Genomic DNA, 18,629 nt, shown 5'->3' on the forward strand with positions numbered 1-18,629 from the left:
GCAGAGGAGTATTGCCTCAAGTGCGCGGCCGTTCCATTCGCTTCGAGCTCGTTGTCTCGGAATGTCGTTCCAGGTCTCGGGGGAGTACGTCATTCCGGACGAACACCGAACCGAACATTCGGGTTCAACCACATTGAGGTCGAAGCGACGTCGTCGGGGGCCATCCCGTCGGCGGATCCGTCTCCGTCCGCCGCACGAGACGGTTCAGGGCTTCGTGACGGTACTCGGCAGTTCTGCTGCGTAGGCGGAGAGGGACCGCTGGTAGCCCTCGAGCGTGGGGATGAGTGCCAGTAGTGCTGTCCTCAGCGCGTCCCCGTGTCTGCCTTCGTCATGCAGCGCCGAGGCACGGAAGGCTTGGCGTGCCCCTTCGTCGATACCGGCATCACGCATCGATTCAAGAAGCGACACTGCCTCGGCCGACTCACCAACGTTGCGTAAGTTACTCGCGAGTTGAATGGACGCACGTGACCCGCTCGTACCCTCAAGTCCCGCTCCGATGGCCCGCCTGTACAGCGGGATTGCTTCGTCTTCGAGCCCCAAAGCATCGTGCACCCCAGCCAACTCGAACAGAGCCTCCGCGTCGCCCTCTGGCCGATCGGAGAGGAGATCCCGCATCCTCGTGATCGAGCCGTGCGGATCGTCGTCGTCGAAGTCCTGCTCATAGAAGCGGTCAATTCTCTGGTGCCACGTCATGCCTGCCATCTCTTCTTCCGCATTCGCTTCACGCATGTAGACCCCCAACCCGTTCGTCGCTTCGGTGCCATGATAACTTCACCCGGAAGATGATAACGGGACTAGAGGACACCGACCGGAAGGCCCCGAGCTCCAAGTGCCCGTCTGCCGTTGCCTTCGGAGTCGGGGGACAGGTATATCAGCCCGGCGGTGGTCCGGCCACGGTTGGAGCCGGCCATCGAACGCGCAGCGTTGCGGCTCGAACATGCAGATGGGTGGCACTAAATAGTGGATGCAAAAGCTGACCCCGTGATCCACGCCGACATTCGCGCGGCTTATCGTAATCGTGCAGCGGAGTACACGGAGCTCCTGGGGAATATCGAATCTACGCATCAGGCGGACAGGTCGCTCATTGCGTCCTGGGCGGAAGGTATGGACGGTCTGATCATTGACGCAGGGTGTGGTCCGGGACAGTGGACGAATTTCCTTAAGGACTGCGGCGCTTCAGTCGAGGGCATCGATCTCGTACAGGAGTTTGTCCATCAAGCCAAGGAGCGGTTTCCTGACGTGGCGTTCCGGGTTGGGTCCCTCGATGCCCTCGGAGCCGCGGATGAGTCGATCAGTGGGATCCTCGCGTGGTATTCGATTATTCATCTGGCCCCAGCGGAGACGGCCTCGGCCTTCAAGGAGTTCGCTCGCTGCGTCAGGCCGGGCGGAGGACTCCTGCTGGGATTCTTCGACGGTCCAGCCATCGAGATGTTTCCCCATGTCGTTGCTCCCGCGTACCTCTGGCCCGTCGATGAGCTGTCCCTCGTGATCGCTGCGGCTGGGTTCGAAGTGCTGGAAAGTCACCGAAGGGTCGACGGGGCCCACCGGCCGCACGCGGCGATAGTTGCCCGCCGCATCGGCTGAACCGAATTCGTACGATGGATGCTTTTGCGGCCACCGGCGCGCGCAAAGCCCGGTTATCCGGGCGCGTGCTGCGGTACTTTGGATCTCGTCGTCAATGAAGACCGGGCTGGTCTGTCTGCATCGACAGGGAGTGAAGGTGCAGTGATGGAACTGATGACGCTCGGACTCATAGCTGAGGTCCGGCACCTCACCGCGCCTGAAGTGCGTCTAGGGCGACCGCCATGGCGGCAGCAACCCGGCCGTCCAGGCTGGAGCCCGGCACCGTAACGTCGTACCGGTCCCGTAGTGAGCGGCCGCGCCGGGACGTCATGACCACCTGCCCTGACTCGTCGACGAAGTTGAAGTGGACAAGAAACGGTGCGGGGAAACTTTCCGCGAATGGCACGAGATCCCAGACCCGGCGGGCGACGGCCACCCCGGCACTGCGCTCCCTTCCGACGGCGTGCACCCCCGGCGCGTCCAGGTGCCAGGTGGAGCGCATTAACGACCTGCCGAAGTCCTTGCGGAAACCGGCGAGGACATTTCCCTGCGCGTCCAGCACGTCGTAGGTCGCGCCCACATCCAGCCTCTGGCGTGCCTTGAAGGAAAAGACCGGGGTGTGCCTGGACTCGTCGGAGTAGAACGTAACCTCTTCCTTGAAGGTCATCCGCTTCTGCTGTGCGACTGCGAGCAGGCCGCCGGGTCGACCCTGCGAATCGACCGCCCGAATCTCATAGCGGTTCACCATCATCGTGATCTTCTGCGCTACGGCGAAGCGCTCGATGCGTTGCAATGCTTCCATGGTTGTTCTCTCCGTCAGGTGGTCGTATCGCTATCCCTCAGGGTATCGGCACTTGAAGTGCGCACTGCGGAGTACGCGGACGAGCTTCGCACACCGGACGATCAGTGCCTTGATGCCGGCATTGGGGGCCGGGAACGGCAGATATGGAAAGGTTGGCGACGCTGCCGGCCGCCTCTGTCCACGCGATGAAGCGCGCCTCTTCGAACCGGTTGAACGCCCTGACCGAGCAAGTCTTTCTGGTAGATCGCCTCTCGCGTTCGGATTCCGCTCTCCAAATTGTTCACGCCACTGAGCGCCGCTCCCACCGATAGTGCCTGTGCACCGCGTCCCTACTTGGCTTTACTCAATTCTCCAAGGCATCGCGGGCCGGAGAGTGGATAGGTTTCGCCCACGGTGACAGGGCACCTTGGTACACATCTTTGCCGAGACGGAAGTGTTGGGCCTGCTCGAGGGTCTCGATGAAGGGCAGATCCATCGGATAGAGCTTTTTTCCTCGGGGACGCGCACCCGCTTTGGAAAGGTGACCGTCGAGACGACGCCCTACGATATTTTCAGCGAGAACGACCGCCTCGATCAGCAGATCCAGATTCACCCCGGTGGAAATACCTAGTTCTTCCAGGAGATCGACTAGATCCTCGGTCGGTATCATGCCGGTGGCCTGCCCATTTCCGCAGTATGGGGACGTATCACTATGTCCTGATCTGCAGATTCTGCAATTGGATCACTTCAAGTTGACATAATGTGGATTATCGGCGAAACCGGAAGGCCGGGAAGTGGTCCCGGCAAAACAGCCGTTCCTGCTCACTTACCTCGTGCCCACGGCACCGGATTCGCTCCCTGCACCGAACCATCGGTTGACCTGCCGGGCCGGCCGACCCCGAGCATTGTCGACATCGGCAAAGGACGTTCCCGTGCCGTCGACGGCAGCACGCGGATCGAGTTGGGACGGAGTAGCTTGGATCATCGGCGGCCACTATCGGGGCCCGCCCCGCGAACCTACCTGACATAACTAGTACCAGCAGTAGTGATCCTTCTGCTTACTATGTGGATATTTCTCAATCCTTCTCTTCGCCAGTTCATCAGGTCGACCTCCGGCACATCGTCGACAGCGTTCTGTCCTCCGAGCTGCCACCGATCGTCCACGCGGGACATCCGCTCCTTCGAACACCGGCCCTGCCGTTCGACGGACAGTTCGACGACGCCGTCCTTCAACTGCTCCTCGACACCATGCGCCGCGTCATGCATGCCGCCCCGGGCGTCGGCCTTGCAGCGCCCCAGATCGGCATTCCGCTCCGCATCGCGGTGCTGGAGGACAAGGGCGTCGAGGACGACGACGTCGCAGCACTCCGCCTGCGCACTCCCCTGCCGTTCCTCGCCATCATCAACCCGAGCTATGCCGCCGCCGGGGCCGACACCGCGGCGTTCTACGAGGGTTGCCTATCCGTGCCCGGCTACCAGGCCGTGGTCGAGCGGCACCGCGACGTCGACCTCACCTACACCCGGCCGGACGGCCGCCCGGTGACTGAGCGGTTCTCGGGCTGGCCCGCACGCATCGCCCAGCACGAAACCGACCATCTCGACGGCACGCTCTACCTCGACAAGGCACTGCTGAGGTCCCTCACCGACAATGGCGAACATGCACGGCGATGGTCCCAACCGGGCATCGACGGCGCCCGGGCGGAACTGCAGTTCTAGGGCGTAGTTCCTGCTGGCGGACGCTACCGTCGTTCCGGCGCCGCACCTTCGGAGGCGGCGTCGGAATGCGGGGACGGCTTGTTGACCCTGCTGGGGAGCCAGGCAGCCCACCACCGCAGGATGTGTTCGAAACGCTGCCGTCGGTGCCAGGGCGAACCTGAGCGTGACAGTTCATGGGTTTCTCCGGGAAAGATCAACAGCTCGGTCGGTACTCCCTGCTTCTTCAGCGCCGTGTAGTAGCGCTGTGCCTGCTCGATGGGACACCGGAGGTCCTCCTCCGAGTGGATCACCAGGGTGGGCGTCTGTACTGCGGCTAGATGGGCGAAGGGGTTCTGCGCCGCGACGCGCTCGGAATCACTGCCCGTGTATTCCTCGGAGAAGAACCAGCCGATGTCGGAGGAGCCCACGAACGACGGCGGATCCAGGTACCCGCGTTCGACGATGGCCGCGGTGAACCGGTGGTCGTGGGCGATCGCCCACGCCGTCAGGTAGCCGCCGTAGGAACCGCCCTGAATGCCGAGGCGCTCCTTGTCCATCGAGGAGTACTTTTCGAGCGCGCCGTCCAGGAAGGCCTGCACATCCTGGAGGTCCACCGTCCCCATGGCCTCCTTGACCGCGCGGCCGTGGGCCTGTCCGTAGCCGGCGGATCCGCGCGGATTGCAGAGGAGCACGGCGTAGCCGGCCCTCGCATAGACCTGCGCTTCATCGAAGTAGCCCCAGCCGTACTGCGCGAACGGTCCCCCGTGGATGGTCAGGAGGACCGGATGGGGTCCTTCTCCTTCCGGAAGCACAACCCAGCCGTGGACGGCGGTGCCGTCCGGCGCAGGGAAACTCTCCTCCAGCGGAGCGAACACCGGAACCGAATCCCGGAGCGGTGCCGAGAAGTCAGTCAGTGTGACGAGCGCCTGGTGGTGCACGAGCCCGACGTCGCCCATGGTCACCGCATCGGTATATGAGGCGACGGCGGTGCCTGCGGCGGAGGCGACACCGGTGACGACGAGCGGACCGTCGGCCAGGAGTTCGTGGCGGCCGTCCGGGAACACCTCCAGGAGTTCAACGGTGCCACGAGTCTGATTGAGGACCAGGACGGAGGAGTCGGAATGCGGCACGACGCCGGACTCCGTTGCCGACAGATCGGAGCCCTCCGGATCGGTGAGGCGCCGGACGTCGGCCGGGTCTACTGTCGGCGCGACGTAAAGTGCCGTGTTGCGTGCCACGAAGTCGAGTCCCGAGGACGATACGTCGGTCCCGAGGTAGTAGAGCCAGGCACCGTCCAGGCTTTCCCCAGCCGCTCCGCAGCTGAGCCGGGATTCGCCGAGATTCGAGAGTTTCTGCCGGTCCGTGCCGTCCAATGCGATCGAGTACACATCGGTGACGAGGGTGGTGTCGGCGTCATCGGCAAGGGCCGCTGTGAAGAGCACCCGTCCGCCGTCCGCTGTGAACCGGGGCATCGAGTGGTCGGCATCAGCAGATGTCAGCTGGCGTGAGGCGGGCACCGCGGTGTTCGGTCCACCGGAGCCCGTGCCGCCGATGTTGGAACCGGCAGGGTCGGAGCTGTCGGTGCCGGGGCCGGCAGGGTGGGCGACGGCATTGCCAGGTCCCGCGGCGCGCCCTGCATCCGACTTCGCCTGGTCCAGTGCGGCCTTGGCGCGACCCACCGGCTCAACGAAAGGCTCATAGTCGAGATCCGGTACCTCGACGAGGAAGAGCTGTAGCCGCTTGTCTGCGGTGTACCCGAGCCCGTTCATCCGGTATTTGTTGATCGTCACGAGCCGGGGATCCTCGAGGCCGCCGGACACGCCGTCGACGGTTCCGTAACGCCCCTCCTCAGGGACGCGGGCTTCGAACACCACCCGTCGGGAATCCGGGGAGAAAGCGAAACTACCGACACCGAGCGGTTGGTCGGTAAGGGCGATGGGCTCTCCGCCGGCGCTCGCCATGACCTGGAGCTGTGGCTTGCCGCCGGGCAGCGCGCGGAGAAACGCGATCATGGTGCCGTCGGGCGAGTACTGGGGCGCTGTATCCCGGAAACCGCGCGTGATCCTGCGGCGCCGCGAATCGGCAAGCCGGATCTCCCACAGCTGGCCGACATAACTGTCGGCGTCGAAATCCGGCCGGGTCACCGCGACAACGGCTGTCAATCCTTCGGGGTGGAGGGTCGGGGTACTTACGGAAGACAGGAGATTCAACTGATCGGGATTCACCCTTCGAGACTAGACTGCGGCTCCGCCTGCGGCAACGCTCCAGGAAGCTCCGGCGGTTCCCCGCAGACGGGAACGCCACGGAGCACGAATAGGATGGAAGCATGCCCCTTTCCACCCGGGAGATCCTCCTGTGCCCTGTGTGCGGAGCCGCCGTGGACGCACACCCCGACTTGCTCGCATGTTCCAGCGGTCACCGTTTCGATGCCGCTCGGCAGGGCTACTTCAATCTCCTTACCGGACGTGGCACCCGGTTCGAAGCGGACAGCGCGGGAATGGTCGAGGCCCGGGAGAACTTTCTGTCCGGCGGGCACTACGAACCCCTGCGGAATACACTCGCAGGGGCAGCGGCGAGGCTCGCGCCCCACGCCAGCACCGTCGTCGATGCCGGGGCCGGAACCGGTTATTACCTCCGCGCTGTCGCCGACCGGTTCCCGGGCGCCATTCCCGTCGCCCTCGACATCTCGAAATTCGCGCTGAGGCGAGCGGCACGGCGGCTTCCCGACGGCGTGAGCCTGGTCTGGGATGTCTGGAAGCAGTTGCCCCTGCAGAGCGGGTCGGCGGACCTGCTGCTCAATGTCTTCGCTCCGAGGAATCCTGCTGAATTCTCCCGGGTGCTGAGCCCGAACGGGGTTCTGCTGGTGGTCACCCCCCAACCCGGCCATCTCGCCGAGCTGAGGGAACAGGCGTTGCTGCTGCAGGTTCCCGACGGGAAGGCCGGTGACGTGGTGGATTCATTGGCCGGTTCCCTGAAGGAGATCGAACGGAACAGCCTCGAGTTCGATATGGACCTCTCCCCCGCTGCCGTTAAGTCCGCAATTCTGATGGGCCCGGCCGCGCGGCACTACGAACAAGGGCAGCTTGACGCCGCCGTGGAACGCCTTGAGGGTCACCAGCGCGTGAGCGCAGCCTTCACGGTGCAGGCATTCGTCCATGCTTGAACAGGTTCAAGTCCCGGACAGGGCGCACACCGAACATGGTGGCGCCGATCGGGTATAGTTGTGTGTTTGCCGGGATCGAACTACCCGGTGGGAACATTGCCGCTGACGGCGGTGTTGTAAAGAGTGCAGCTTCAGCCGGAGTGCATCGCCGCGAGGCGGGTCTTTCCGCAGGGGTCAGCACGGCGGTGCCGGCCCGGCCGTACGCCACTCACTGAGTAGGAGAAAATATGAGCGATCGCAGCCTTCGCGGTATGCGCCTTGGTGCGCAGAGCATGGAAACAGAATCCGGTGTCGAGCCGGCTCCCCGGCAGCGCGTCGAGTACCGCTGCGAGGACGGCGAACGTGTCTTCGTCACGTTCTCCTCCGAAGCGGAAATTCCGCCGGTGTGGGTATCGAAGACGGGCAAGGAAGCTCTCCTCGTCGACGGTGAGAAGCCGGACACCTCGAACGACAAGCCGGTGCGAACGCACTGGGACATGCTCCTTGAGCGCAGGTCGGTCGAGGAGCTCGAGCAGATCCTCCAGGACCGCCTGACGATCCTGCGGGAACGCCGGGGCGAAAAGCAGTCAGTCTAGAATATTTCCCCGGTTTACGGGCGAAAGAGCCGGCATCCGCCCGAGAGGGTGGGTACCGGCTCTTTTTCTGCCGTCGTCCGGGAGCGCCGTCGTCCAGAAGCTACGCCTTGCTTCGAAAGCGCCCCGCCAGCTTCGCCCAGCGCGCAGAGAGCCCCCACTTCGTGACGTTCCCGATGGCCTCGAAGACGATATTCCCGCTCATCTTGGAGGCGCCGAGTTCACGCTCCACGAAGGTGATCGGAACTTCCGTGATGGTTTTCCCGAGCCGTGCGACACGAAAGGTCATGTCCACCTGGAACCCGTAGCCCACCGACTCGACCGAGGCGAGGTCGAGGGATTCGAGGGTCTCCCTACGGAATGCCCGAAATCCGGCCGTGATGTCACGCACCGGCAATCCGAGCATCGCGCGCGAGTAGGTGCTGCCGCCGCGCGAGAGCAGTTTCCGGTGGGCCGGCCAGTTGACGACGCTTCCGCCGGGGACCCAGCGTGAACCGATGACCAGATCGGCGCTGTCGACCGCTGCGAGCAGCGAGGGAAGCTCCTCCGGCCGGTGCGAGCCATCTGCGTCCATCTCCACGAGGACGTCATAGTCCCGGTCAAGCCCCCAGCGGAACCCCGCGATGTAGGCGGCCCCCAGCCCTGCCTTACCAGCTCGGTGAAGGACGAAAACCTGTGGGTCCGATGCGGCGGCGTCGTCCGCGAAATCCCCGGTCCCGTCGGGACTGTTGTCGTCGACGATGAGGACATCCGACTCGGGAACCGCCTTCCGCAGCCGCGCAAGGGTGAGCGGCAGGGATTCGATCTCATTGAAGGTAGGGATGATGGTGACAACACGCACGCGTTCGGAGCCTTTCCAGCGAAATGCGCGGGAGCGCACGGGGGAGCTCCGTTTTCAGAGCCAAACCGCAAGTATATGGGACGGCTCCGTATAGGGGTTTCTCGCGCCGGTGCCGGTCGCCCGGCTGGCCGCAGCAGCGGGGCGAACAGGTTCGCGCGCCTTCGTACCTGAACCGGATACTCCCGGCTCTGTTTTCTACTGACGCGCAAACCTGTTCCCGTAGGTGCCGGCGGCCACCGGCCAGCACGATTCATGCGCTTGTGCTGCAGCGCCTGAATCGGTCGAGTGGTAGCCGGCCGGGCCTCCCGTTCCAGGAGATCCTCCAACCCGTAGGTCAAAAGCTTACGTGCTTCGAAGGGAGTGTCAACGGCGCCCTGACGTGGGGAAACGTCTCTCCTTGCAGGTCAGCGCATGGTGGGCTTCGGAGAACTATTTCCGGGCCGATGCCCGGTGGCACCGGTCATGGCAGCAACCTAGGACAGGTCGGAGGAGCTGAACAGCGCCACCCCGTCGTGGACCGTTGCGATGCACCTCGGCGGATTCTCGGTGTCAAGGGCCGGCAGGAGTGGCGTACCCGCACGGGGGTCCGTACTCCAGGACTGGACGCGGTCGTCCGCCGTCTGCACCATCAATTCGTCGACCTCCCAGATGGCATAGGACGCCGGGACGCCGGGGGCAAGCTGTCCGCGCATCGGGTTCTGGAACCCGGCCAGGCGCCACCCGGCACGGGTATGGGCAATGAAGGCTGCACGGGCCGAGATCCGTTCGGCCGGGGTGTTGTGGGAGATGCATGCCCGCACGGAAGCCCAGGGGTCGAGCGGCGTCACGGGGCTGTCCGAACCCAGGGCGAGTGGAACTCCCGCCGACAGGAGTGATGCGAACCGGTTCATCCCCGAGCTGCGCTCCTCGCCGAGCCGCTGGGCATACAGCTCACCGGTGCCGCCCCACGCGGCGTCGAAAGCAGGCTGGCCACTGACGGAAACCCCGAAGCGCACCAGCGCTGCAATGGCTTCGTCGTCGAGAAGTTCCACGTGCTCCAACCGGTGGCCGGACCGCCGCACAGCCTCGACTCCCAGCGCCGAGGCCGCAGCATCGAGACCGCGAAGTACGCTGTCGAGCCCGGCGTCACCGATGACATGGAAACCCGCCTGGAAGGCGCCGGAAGTAGCCGCCGTGAGGTGCGCCGCCACCGCGTCGTCCGCCAGGAAGGTGTGCCCGCAGTTCCCCGGATCATCCGCGTAGGGTGCCCTGAGGGCAGCCGTTCGTGACCCGATGGAGCCGTCCACGTTCAGGTCACCCGCGAGTCCTGCGAGCCGTCCGCCGAACATCGCCATCACCCGTCGGGCATCCTCAACCGATTCCACCTGCTGGGCCCAGTAGGGAATCACGACAGGGAGCGGGACTTCCTGCGAGGTCCCGTCGATGAGCAGCAGGCCCTCGAGGTCTTCCTGCGGAGCGATGTGCGGCGCGGCCATCTCGGTGACGGCGACGTAGCCTCTGGAGGCGGCGAAGCCCAGGGCAGCTCGTTGATAAATGCTGCGCTGTTGCGGGGTGAGGCTGCGGGAGGCCGAGCGTGCTGCCACATGCGCGCTCCGCACCACGAAACCATCGTCCCAACCGTCCAGCGCCGAAAGGTCGAGTGCAGCGGCCAGGGCGCCGGACACGACCGCGGAATGCACGTCCGCGCGCACCAGGTATACCAGCCGGCCACCGGTGGCGTTGTCCAGTTCGGCGGCAGTGGGTACACGCTTCTCGGGCCACCGCGATTCATCCCACCCGAAGCCGAGCAGGGTCCCTTCCCGGTCCGCGGCCGCTGCGGAGAGTCTCCGCAGCAGATCCGCGAGGGAGGGACACCCGGACAGGTCGAGGGAACCGAGGGCGATTCCCGTTTCGGTGGTGTGAACGTGTGAATCGACGAAGCCCGGCGTGATCAGCGCGCCGTCGAGGTCGACGGTGCGGACGCCCTCCCCCGTCAGGTTCTGGGCAGCGTGTTCGGAACCGACCCAGGCTACCGTGTCACCGTCCACGAGCATCGCCGTCGCAAATGGATCTGCGGGGCTGTAGACGGAGCCGTTGCGGTACAGGATCGGGAGGGGTTTTGTCATGGGTGTCGGGGATGCTCTCTTGGCTCGGATTCTAGCGGCAGTGTCCTGTGCGCCGGTGTCTTACTCACTGATATTCGAGTATGCCACCACGCCGCGGCGAACCAGGCGAATGGCCCTCACACAGGTGGCGTGCATTCCTTCCGGGAGGTCGCGGATTTTCGCGAGCTGATCCAGCAGGTCGATCACCTGTTTGGACCAGCGGACGAAGTCACCGGCGGCCAACTCGGTGCCGCTCAACGCCGCCTGGAGGGAGCGACCCTGAGCCCACTTGTACATCGGCCAGACGAGGGAGAGTTCGGGCTCACCGGTGACCGGCAGCCGGTGCTGTTCCTCCAGGTCTGTCAGTTGCGACCACTGGCGGATGATGGTCTCGACCGACCCCTCGAGTGCCACACTCGGCAGGACCGGGCGGACACCCCGCTCTTCGCGTTTCGCCTGGTATACCAGTACTGAGGCCACTGCGGCCATCTCGGCGGCATCGAGGTCGCTGAAGGCGCCGTGCTCGACGGAGAGGGCTATCAGCAGGTCCTTCTCACCGTAGATTCGCCGGAGTTTCTGTCCCGCCGCGCTGATCCGAAGACCTTCGGGGTCCTCCTGGAGGTACCCGTAATGCGCCAGCACCTCCGACACGCGGTCGAACGTCTTGGCGATGGTATTTGTCCTGCCCCGGATCTGTCCGGCGATGCGATCGGTTTCCTTGCGGAGTTTCCACCATCGCTCCGCCCAGCGCGCATGCTGCTCACGGTCACTGCAGCCATGGCAGGGATGGGCCCGCAGGCGGCGCCGCAGTTCGGAGATGGCGCGTTCCTCAGCAGCGGCCGAAGCTGACGGCAAGCCATCGGTACGTCCCGCGCCGCGGCGCGGCGGACGCTTCTCGGCGAGGGCGTTCCGGAGCGACGACGTAAGATCCCTCCGGTCCTTCGGGCTGCGTGCGCTGAAGTGCTTGGGGATCTTGATGCGCGAGAGGATCTCGACCGGCCCGTCGAGGTTCTGGGCGCCGATACGGCGGATCTGGGTTTCCAGGGTGAGCACCGTCGGCCGGGGTTCACGCGAGGAATCGCTGTCGAGGACCACAGCGTATCCCTGGCTCTGCCCGCCCGGCACGTCGATGACGTCCCCGGGACGAAGCGCCTCCAAGGAAGCCTCGGCAGCGGACCGGAGCGACTTCGACCTGTCGCGGGAGGCGTGGGACTCGAGGTCGCTCAACTCGCGGCGCAGTCCGGAGTATTCCCGGAAGTCCCCGAGGTGGCAGGTCATCGACTTCTCATACCCTTGGAGCGATTCCTCCCTGCTGCGCACCTGCTTGGCCAGGCCGACCACTGAGCGGTCCGCCTGGAACTGCGCGAAGGAGGTCTCGAGGATCTCGCGCGAGCGTTCCTGGCCGAACTGCGCCATCAGGTTGATGCTCATGTTGTAGGTTGGCCGGAAGCTCGAATTCAGGGGGTAGGTACGACGGGAGGCAAGGCCGGCCACCGCACCCGGATCCGTGCCGGGCTGCCATAACACCACAGCATGGCCTTCGACGTCGATACCACGCCGGCCGGCCCGCCCGGTCAGCTGGGTGTACTCGCCCGCGGTCACGTTCACGTGGGCCTCCCCGTTGAACTTGTCGAGCTTTTCGAGAACCACCGACCTCGCCGGCATGTTGACCCCGAGCGCGAGAGTCTCGGTCGCGAACACTGCCTTGACCAGTCCGGCGGCGAAGAGTTTCTCGACTACTTCCTTGAACGTCGGGAGCATCCCCGCGTGGTGGGCGGAGAAACCGCGCAACAGCCCCTCGCGCCAGGTCCAGAACCCCAGGATCTCGAGGTCATCACGGGGAATATCGAGGGTGGCGGCATCGATCGTTTCACTGATCACTGCGCGCTCCTGCTCCGTGGTCAGCCACAGCCCGGCGTGCAAACACTGGCCCACCGCCGCCTCGCAGCCGTTGCGGGAGAAGATGAAGGTGATGGCGGGCAGCAGGTCGGCGCGGTCGAGCGCGGTGATGACCTGGGGGCGGCTTGCCCTGCGGACGAGGGACTCCTGCGGTCCGCGACGGCCCTGGTTACGGCCGCGCCGGCCGCTGCCCGATCCCCAGTTGGCGCGCCGGTTCAGCCGGACTTCGCTGCTGGCGAGTTCCAGCAGTTCAGGGTTGACGTCGTAACGCTTGTCCGCGCCCGGCTCGGGCCCTGCGGGAGCCGCCTCGTCGAATGCGATGTCGCCGGCGAAGAGGTCGAGCATGTCCTGGCCCACCATGACGTGTTGCCACAGGGGCACGGGCCGGTGTTCGGACACCACGACGTCGGTGTCGCCGCGCACGGTGTCCAGCCACGCTCCGAATTCCTCTGCATTGGACACCGTGGCACTCAGGGACACGACCTTCACCTCGGTGGGAAGGTGGATGATGACTTCCTCCCACACGGCTCCGCGGAAGCGGTCCGCCAGGTAGTGGACCTCGTCCATCACCACGTAGCCGAGGTCGTCGAGGGTGTCCGAGTTGGCGTACAGCATGTTGCGGAGCACCTCGGTGGTCATCACGACGACGTCGGCGTCGGCATTGATGCTGGTGTCACCGGTGAGCAGGCCTACGCGGTCCGCGCCGTGGGTTGCAGCCAGTTCGGAGTACTTCTGGTTGCTGAGCGCCTTGATCGGCGTCGTATAGAAGGCTTTGAGACCGCGCTGCAATGCCAGGTGGACGGCGAACTCGCCGACGACGGTCTTGCCGGCACCCGTTGGCGCAGCCACGAGCACCCCTTTACCGGCCTCCAGGAACTCACACGCTTCCCGCTGGAAAGGATCGAGCTCGAACCGAAGGGATTTCTCGAAGCGGTAGAGGTCCGTCCGCGAATGTGAGGCGCGCGCCTTGGCAGCCTGATAGCGCTCTGCTGGGGTACTCATTCTTCCACCCTAGACGTTCGGGGTTCCCGCCTACACCAGATTTGTAGGGCGCTCAGAGTCCCTCGAGCGAGGATGCCTGGTCGGCGTTCGCGGCGACGTCGGCTTCCCGGATGGCGGTGCGTCGGGCGCGGCGCTTGTCATTGAGGAGACACAGGCCGATCGCCACGAAGAACAGGAGGAGCATGGGAACTGCGAGGTAGAACATGCTCATCGCGTCGGCGCCCGGTGCGGCCATGGCGGCGAAGAGGCAGACGAGGAAAACGGTGATCCGCCAGGCCTTCAGGATCTGCCGGCCGGAGACCAGTCCCACCATGTTCAGGCCGAACAGCACCACCGGCAGGAGGAAGGCGATGCCGAAGGCCAGCATCAGGCGGAGCACGAAGGTGATGAAGACCGACACGGTGATGATGTTCGAGAAGCCGCTGGGGGTGAAGTCCGTCAGGACGCGCACGGCGTTGGGCAGGATCAGCCAGGCCAGGAAGATCCCCGCAAGGAACAGCGGGACGGCAACTCCGATGAAGGACAGCGAGATACGGCGTTCCTTGGTCTTCAGACCGGGGGTGATGAACGCCCACAGCTGGTACAGCCAGATGGGGCTCGAGAGGATCAGACCGAGGAAAACGGAGACCTGGACCATCAGGTCGAAGGGAGAGCCCGCGGTGTCGAAGTTCAGCGCGGCACTACGGCCCTCGCGCTCGTTGATATCGACCACCGGGGCCGAGAGCGCCTCCAGGACCGGTTCGTAGATCAGGAATCCGAGAACGGTGCAGATCACGACGGCGATCGCGGACTTGAAGAGCCGGTTTCGAGCTTCCTTGAGGTGTTCCTTGAGGGCCATCCGCCCTTCAGGATTGGCTTTTCGCCCCTTCGCGCTGGCCACCTGCGTTACTGGGTGTGCGTCGGGGAGTTGCCCTGATTCGGTGGGACCGGGGATCCGGTGGCACTCGGCGCGTTATACGGCTGGTTCGAAGCCGTCCCGGGAGACGTTCCGGAAGAGGGCGTGTGGTCCACGATCCTGCCCTCGACGGTCGGCTCGGCGCCGTCGTCGGACTTGTTCTCATCCTTCATCTGCTTCACCTCGGACTTGAAGATCCGCAGCGACTGGCCGACGCTGCGGGCCAGGCCCGGAAGCTTCGGTGCACCGAACAACAGGATAGCGATGACGATGACGACGACGATTGTCCAGCCTTCAGGCCTCATGATCAGGTTCCTCTCGTTGATCCCCTTTTAGTTTAGGTCAAAGATGCGGCATGTCACGCAGGAGCTGCGGTTGGTTCCGCTCGGCCCGGAGCCGGACACGGGTGGCCCTTCGCCGGCCCACCCGCCCCGTCCTACCGAGCGCATTGGCCGTCCGGACCGCCTCGGGCGTGGAGAAGACCGCAGGAAGAAAGGCGGATTCACCGGCGTCGCCATGACCATCCTTATCGTCGTTGTCGGTCATGGTTCGCCCACTGTTCACCTGAAGGCGATCCGCGGCGCCTTCGAACTCACGAAGCGTCGACATGGCACCGCGGAAAACGCGGAATCCCAGAAAGAGGATAAACAGTGCGGTGAGTGCCAGCAGGGCAACCCAGATTACGATCCACGACCACCAAGGCATCTGCCCAGTCTAGGTCACGCCCGAACCGCCAGGGCCTCCTCCACCCAGCGCAGCGCACTTTCGCGCACCTCGCGGGGATGGATGACGACGGCGTTGCCGCCGAGGCTCGCCACCAGACCGGGCAGCCAGGACACCGAACTCAGCCGGACTTCGGCTGCAAGCGCGCCGCCGGGTAGTTCACCCGTCCGTACAGCACCGTACTGCTCCGCCACCCATCGTGCGGGTGGCTGGAGCACCAGGGTGACGAGTCGGTCGCTCGGCGACGGCTTGTAGACCTCCGGTGACGACCGAGTCATCCCGGTCGCTCCCCCGGTAGTTCCCTCAGCCATTCCCCCTGCCCTTCCCTCTGGGGGCGGCTCGAAGCGTCGGTTCTCGACCGGTACCGTGGTTGCCTGCACATCCTGGATACGATCGAGCCGGAAGTTCCGCAAGCCTTCCGAGTGCACGCACCACGCTTCCAGGTACCAGACGTCCTGATGGGAGAACACGCGGACCGGTTCAAGGAGCCGCTGGGAGATTTCGTCGCGCGCAGGGACCAGATAGGTGATTTCCACCCGGACGCCGGAGACCAGGGCGTCCTGCAGTGCCTCGAGGGCGGGATCGATATCCTCTTCAGTGAGCTTCGTGGCGACGGCGCTGCCGATCCGGGCCGCGTCCCCGGCCGCGGCCGCCAGTTTGGTCTGGGCGCTGAGCAGTGCCTCGGTAGTCCTCGTGCCTGAGAGATCGCGCAGGGCCTGCAGTCCCACGATCAGCGCACACGCTTCATCCATGCTCAGCTTCACCGGCTCCGCGAGGTTCTGGGCATTCGTCAGGTAGATCCGGTTGTCCTCTATATTGACGTCGATCAGTCCGTCCGGATAGTGTCGCGGACCGCTGACGAAGAGCAGGTCGAGGTCCCGCGTCAGTTGATCTGCCGTCACATTGAAGCGGCGGGCGGTCGGCGCCAGCTCCGCACCCGGGTGGGCGAGGAGGTACGGCACCAGATCGAGGAGGCGCAGGAGGTGATCCTGCGCCGAGGACTGCCGCCGTGGGGCGGACATCGGAGTGTCGGAGAGCACGACGTCGTCGGGCGCCTCGAGCAATGCCTCGAGCGCCCCCCGCAGGAGTGCATTGACCTCGGCGGCGAGCTCCGAGGGCTGCTCCACGCGCGCGTTCGGCCCGAAGACCGCAACCTCCCGGGCGAGGACCTGGGCGCTCGAGTACTTCACCCCGAGCTGGTCCCACTCCTCCCCCGCGGAAAGGACAGCCGTGCCCTTCCGCACCCGGAGCGCGTGGGAGGACCCGGGGCGAACTGCGATCCGTGCCGTGTTGTCCGGCTCACTTCGCCGAAGCGAGCCCAGGGCCCTGTTCATGTCGAAGGACTCGGGAACAGCGAAACCGGCCTCGAGGAGCCGGGGTGCGGAAGTGATGCGGGACAGCCGGAAGAACCGTTCGGCCTGGCGGGAGGTGTCATAGCCCACGACGTACCAGTGCCCGAACCGGGCCCCCATCCCCCACGGTTGGAGCGTTCGCTCTTCCTCCCGGCCGGTACTCGCAGCCCGGTAAGTGAACCGCAGCAGCCTCCGTTTGGACATCGCACGCCACACCTCGTCCCAGTAGGGATCGTTGGTGGGGATGCGCGGCTGCACGGGAAGGCGCGACGGCACTTCGGCATCGCCACTCCTGGTGCTGAGCTTGCGCATCGCACGGGATGCGGCGGAGTCGAGCGCTCCCTGATCCCAGAGGCTGGCTGCCATGCTGAGGACGGCGTATTCCTCAGGAGTGAAATTCACGCCCGCCAGGCGGTAGTCCTCGGCATTGATCCGATAGCGCTGCACGGTGTTGTCATTCTCGAACAACGGATCCTCGCTGAACGCCTCGAGGGGAATACCCTGTTCGCGCAGCATTGCCTTGTCCCGGTCGAACAGCTTCTCGCGTGCAGCGCCGGTTGCCGCTTCACCGTACAGCTCAATTTCCTCGAACAGTTCCTCCTTGGTGAATCCCCTCCTGCTCGAAAGCAGCAGGATCACCAGCGTGAGGAGCCGTTCGGTACGTTTTGCTGACACGGGGGCCGGACTATCGAACTGCCAGGAGGTCCACCACGAAGATCAGTGATTCATTCGGCGCGATGGCCGATCCCGCGCCGCTCGCTCCGTAGGCGAGCTCGGACGGGATTTCCAGCCGGCGTCGACCTCCGACCTTCATTCCGAGCAGGCCCTGGTCCCAGCCCTGGATGACCTGTCCCACTCCCACCCGGAAGTCGAGGGGGGCGCCGCGGTTCCAGGACGCGTCGAATTCCTCGCCCGTAGAGAAGGCGACGCCGACGTAGTGGGCAGACACGGTGTTCCCTGTCTTCACCTCCTGGCCGTTGCCCTCGATGAGGTCGTCGATCATCAACTCGGTGGGTGCCGCGTGGTCGGGGAAATCAACCTCGGGCTTCTGGCGGTCGAACTCGCGCTGTCCGAATGACATGGTTCTCCTTGTTGTCGTGAAAAGGGGTGCAGGCTACTGGGCGGCTGTCTTGCCGGTGATTTCGACGTAGAACACCAGTGGGCCGGCCGGGGCACCCTGCTGCGCCGGGTCTCCGTAGGCCCAGGCGGCGGGGATCTCGAGCATGACCTTGGAGCCCACCTTCTGTCCTGACAGTCCCTCGGTCCAGCCGCGGATCACGCCCGTCAGCGGAAATTCGGTGGGCTCGCCACGGGAGTAGCTCGAGTCGAAGTTCTCGCCGTCTTCCCAGCGCCATCCGCTGTAGTTCGCTGTGATGGTGTCGGCTTCGGTCACCACTTCGCCGGTGCCCTCTTCGAGTACCTGCACGACGAGATCCTCGGACGGCTCGTTGTCCGGAATGGTGATCTGCGGGGCGCCGTCCTCGCCGAAGGTGAAGGTGGGAAGCTTGCCCTCGTCCTCGAGCGTCTGGACTTCCTCGGGAGAGAGTACTTCCGGCTCCGGGGGGAGATCCTCGGCGGACAGTACCTTCAGCACGATGAGCTGCTGGTCGGCAGTTCCCTCGGGCTGTCCTTCGACAGTCTCCATGGGCCGGGTGTACGCGACCTGGGCGCCGACCTTCGTGCCCACCAGGACGTCGTGCAGTTCGGCATCCTGCTCCTTGAGCAGGTCGTCGACCGCGAGGGGCTGCGGTTCGCCTCCGGAGTAGGTGTCACCGACCACGGTGCCGTCCTCGGTGTTGAGGAACACTGCGTGGAAGGTGATCTGCTGGTTCGCCTCGATCTCCTCGCCGTCCCCTTCGATCACGGTCTTCACAGCTGTTCCCGTGACGTCGAGAGGAGTATCGAATTCGACGGTCGGCGCTTCCTCGTCGCTGCCTCCGCTGACCTCGACCGAATCGAGGACCGCGGAATCGCCGGCGGTCCGGCCCGATGTCGTTCCGCCGCAGGCGGTGAGCACCAGCAGCAACAGGAGGAGGGTTGCAAGTACTTTTCGCACAGG

The 18,629-nt window shown here is 65.0% G+C and carries 17 protein-coding genes; 4 read left to right on the forward strand and 13 right to left on the reverse strand.

Annotated elements, in window-relative coordinates; genetic code table 11:
- Positions 1-204: 204 nt before the first annotated feature.
- Positions 205-729, reverse strand: a complete 525-nt coding sequence (locus tag IWX75_RS13430) for a tetratricopeptide repeat protein (protein WP_334684346.1) — start codon at positions 727-729, stop codon at positions 205-207.
- A gap of 375 nt (positions 730-1,104) precedes the next feature.
- Between IWX75_RS13430 and IWX75_RS13435 the strand changes: the two genes are divergently transcribed.
- Positions 1,105-1,584, forward strand: a complete 480-nt coding sequence (locus tag IWX75_RS13435) for a class I SAM-dependent methyltransferase (protein ID WP_334684347.1) — start codon at positions 1,105-1,107, stop codon at positions 1,582-1,584.
- A gap of 187 nt (positions 1,585-1,771) precedes the next feature.
- Here IWX75_RS13435 and IWX75_RS13440 read toward each other — a convergent pair whose 3' ends face one another.
- Positions 1,772-2,365, reverse strand: a complete 594-nt coding sequence (locus IWX75_RS13440; RefSeq protein WP_196822758.1) for a hypothetical protein — start codon at positions 2,363-2,365, stop codon at positions 1,772-1,774.
- Positions 2,366-2,708: 343 nt separating this feature from the next.
- Entirely contained in the window at positions 2,709-3,014 is a 306-nt protein-coding gene (locus IWX75_RS13445) for a hypothetical protein (RefSeq protein WP_196822759.1), read from the reverse strand.
- Positions 3,015-3,409: 395 nt separating this feature from the next.
- Here IWX75_RS13445 and IWX75_RS13450 point away from each other — a divergent pair, with 395 nt between their 5' ends.
- On the forward strand, positions 3,410-4,060 hold the full coding sequence (locus IWX75_RS13450) for a peptide deformylase (protein ID WP_442858984.1): 651 nt from the start codon (positions 3,410-3,412) through the stop codon (positions 4,058-4,060).
- Positions 4,061-4,083: 23 nt separating this feature from the next.
- Here IWX75_RS13450 and IWX75_RS13455 read toward each other — a convergent pair whose 3' ends face one another.
- Positions 4,084-6,264, reverse strand: coding sequence for a S9 family peptidase (locus IWX75_RS13455; protein ID WP_196822760.1), 2,181 nt, complete (start codon positions 6,262-6,264; stop codon positions 4,084-4,086).
- A 101-nt stretch (positions 6,265-6,365) separates the two neighbouring features.
- Here IWX75_RS13455 and IWX75_RS13460 point away from each other — a divergent pair, with 101 nt between their 5' ends.
- Together IWX75_RS13460 and IWX75_RS13465 are read left to right on the forward strand one after the other, a co-directional pair.
- Positions 6,366-7,202, forward strand: coding sequence for a putative RNA methyltransferase (locus IWX75_RS13460; RefSeq protein ID WP_196822761.1), 837 nt, complete (start codon positions 6,366-6,368; stop codon positions 7,200-7,202).
- A gap of 227 nt (positions 7,203-7,429) precedes the next feature.
- Entirely contained in the window at positions 7,430-7,777 is a 348-nt protein-coding gene (locus tag IWX75_RS13465) for an RNA polymerase-binding protein RbpA (protein WP_026533428.1), read from the forward strand.
- A gap of 100 nt (positions 7,778-7,877) precedes the next feature.
- Here the strand turns inward: IWX75_RS13465 and IWX75_RS13470 are convergent, their stop codons facing one another.
- From IWX75_RS13470 to IWX75_RS13510, 9 genes are all read right to left on the reverse strand, one after another.
- On the reverse strand, positions 7,878-8,615 hold the full coding sequence (locus IWX75_RS13470; RefSeq protein WP_196822762.1) for a polyprenol monophosphomannose synthase: 738 nt from the start codon (positions 8,613-8,615) through the stop codon (positions 7,878-7,880).
- Positions 8,616-9,088: 473 nt separating this feature from the next.
- On the reverse strand, positions 9,089-10,720 hold the full coding sequence (locus tag IWX75_RS13475) for an amidohydrolase (RefSeq protein WP_196822763.1): 1,632 nt from the start codon (positions 10,718-10,720) through the stop codon (positions 9,089-9,091).
- Positions 10,721-10,780: 60 nt separating this feature from the next.
- Positions 10,781-13,600 (reverse strand): DEAD/DEAH box helicase, encoded by a 2,820-nt coding sequence (locus tag IWX75_RS13480; protein WP_196822764.1) that lies wholly within the window; start codon positions 13,598-13,600, stop codon positions 10,781-10,783.
- Positions 13,601-13,652: 52 nt separating this feature from the next.
- The gene (gene tatC / locus IWX75_RS13485; protein ID WP_196822765.1) at positions 13,653-14,438 is read right to left on the reverse strand and encodes a twin-arginine translocase subunit TatC; all 786 of its coding nucleotides are present in this window, start codon (positions 14,436-14,438) and stop codon (positions 13,653-13,655) included.
- A 47-nt stretch (positions 14,439-14,485) separates the two neighbouring features.
- Positions 14,486-14,800: a Sec-independent protein translocase subunit TatA gene (gene tatA, locus IWX75_RS13490; protein WP_196822766.1), complete on the reverse strand. Its 315-nt coding sequence runs from the start codon at positions 14,798-14,800 to the stop codon at positions 14,486-14,488.
- 37 nt (positions 14,801-14,837) lie between these two features.
- A complete protein-coding gene (locus IWX75_RS13495; RefSeq protein ID WP_196822767.1) occupies positions 14,838-15,200 on the reverse strand; it encodes a hypothetical protein in 363 nt (120 codons plus the stop codon).
- Positions 15,201-15,214: 14 nt separating this feature from the next.
- A complete protein-coding gene (locus IWX75_RS13500) occupies positions 15,215-17,245 on the reverse strand; it encodes a helix-turn-helix transcriptional regulator (RefSeq protein ID WP_196822768.1) in 2,031 nt (676 codons plus the stop codon).
- 10 nt (positions 17,246-17,255) lie between these two features.
- The gene (locus IWX75_RS13505) at positions 17,256-17,651 is read right to left on the reverse strand and encodes an FKBP-type peptidyl-prolyl cis-trans isomerase (RefSeq protein ID WP_196822769.1); all 396 of its coding nucleotides are present in this window, start codon (positions 17,649-17,651) and stop codon (positions 17,256-17,258) included.
- Positions 17,652-17,684: 33 nt separating this feature from the next.
- Positions 17,685-18,626 (reverse strand): FKBP-type peptidyl-prolyl cis-trans isomerase, encoded by a 942-nt coding sequence (locus tag IWX75_RS13510; protein ID WP_196822770.1) that lies wholly within the window; start codon positions 18,624-18,626, stop codon positions 17,685-17,687.
- Positions 18,627-18,629: the final 3 nt, after the last annotated feature.

Origin of the sequence: Arthrobacter sp. CAN_A6, from assembly GCF_015751715.1 — a bacterium.
Lineage (GTDB): Bacteria > Actinomycetota > Actinomycetes > Actinomycetales > Micrococcaceae > Arthrobacter_D.

Coding starts and splice junctions, on each gene's coding strand:
- tatC (WP_196822765.1), bottom strand. CDS start 14,438: ATGGCCCTCAAGGAACACCTCAAGGAAGCTCGAAACCGGCTCTTCAAG.
- tatA (WP_196822766.1), bottom strand. CDS start 14,800: ATGAGGCCTGAAGGCTGGACAATCGTCGTCGTCATCGTCATCGCTATC.
- IWX75_RS13445 (WP_196822759.1), bottom strand. CDS start 3,014: ATGATACCGACCGAGGATCTAGTCGATCTCCTGGAAGAACTAGGTATT.
- IWX75_RS13475 (WP_196822763.1), bottom strand. CDS start 10,720: ATGACAAAACCCCTCCCGATCCTGTACCGCAACGGCTCCGTCTACAGC.
- IWX75_RS13480 (WP_196822764.1), bottom strand. CDS start 13,600: ATGAGTACCCCAGCAGAGCGCTATCAGGCTGCCAAGGCGCGCGCCTCA.
- IWX75_RS13435 (WP_334684347.1), top strand. CDS start 1,105: ATGGACGGTCTGATCATTGACGCAGGGTGTGGTCCGGGACAGTGGACG.
- IWX75_RS13505 (WP_196822769.1), bottom strand. CDS start 17,651: ATGTCATTCGGACAGCGCGAGTTCGACCGCCAGAAGCCCGAGGTTGAT.
- IWX75_RS13465 (WP_026533428.1), top strand. CDS start 7,430: ATGAGCGATCGCAGCCTTCGCGGTATGCGCCTTGGTGCGCAGAGCATG.
- IWX75_RS13440 (WP_196822758.1), bottom strand. CDS start 2,365: ATGGAAGCATTGCAACGCATCGAGCGCTTCGCCGTAGCGCAGAAGATC.
- IWX75_RS13430 (WP_334684346.1), bottom strand. CDS start 729: ATGCGTGAAGCGAATGCGGAAGAAGAGATGGCAGGCATGACGTGGCAC.
- IWX75_RS13495 (WP_196822767.1), bottom strand. CDS start 15,200: ATGCCTTGGTGGTCGTGGATCGTAATCTGGGTTGCCCTGCTGGCACTC.
- IWX75_RS13460 (WP_196822761.1), top strand. CDS start 6,366: ATGCCCCTTTCCACCCGGGAGATCCTCCTGTGCCCTGTGTGCGGAGCC.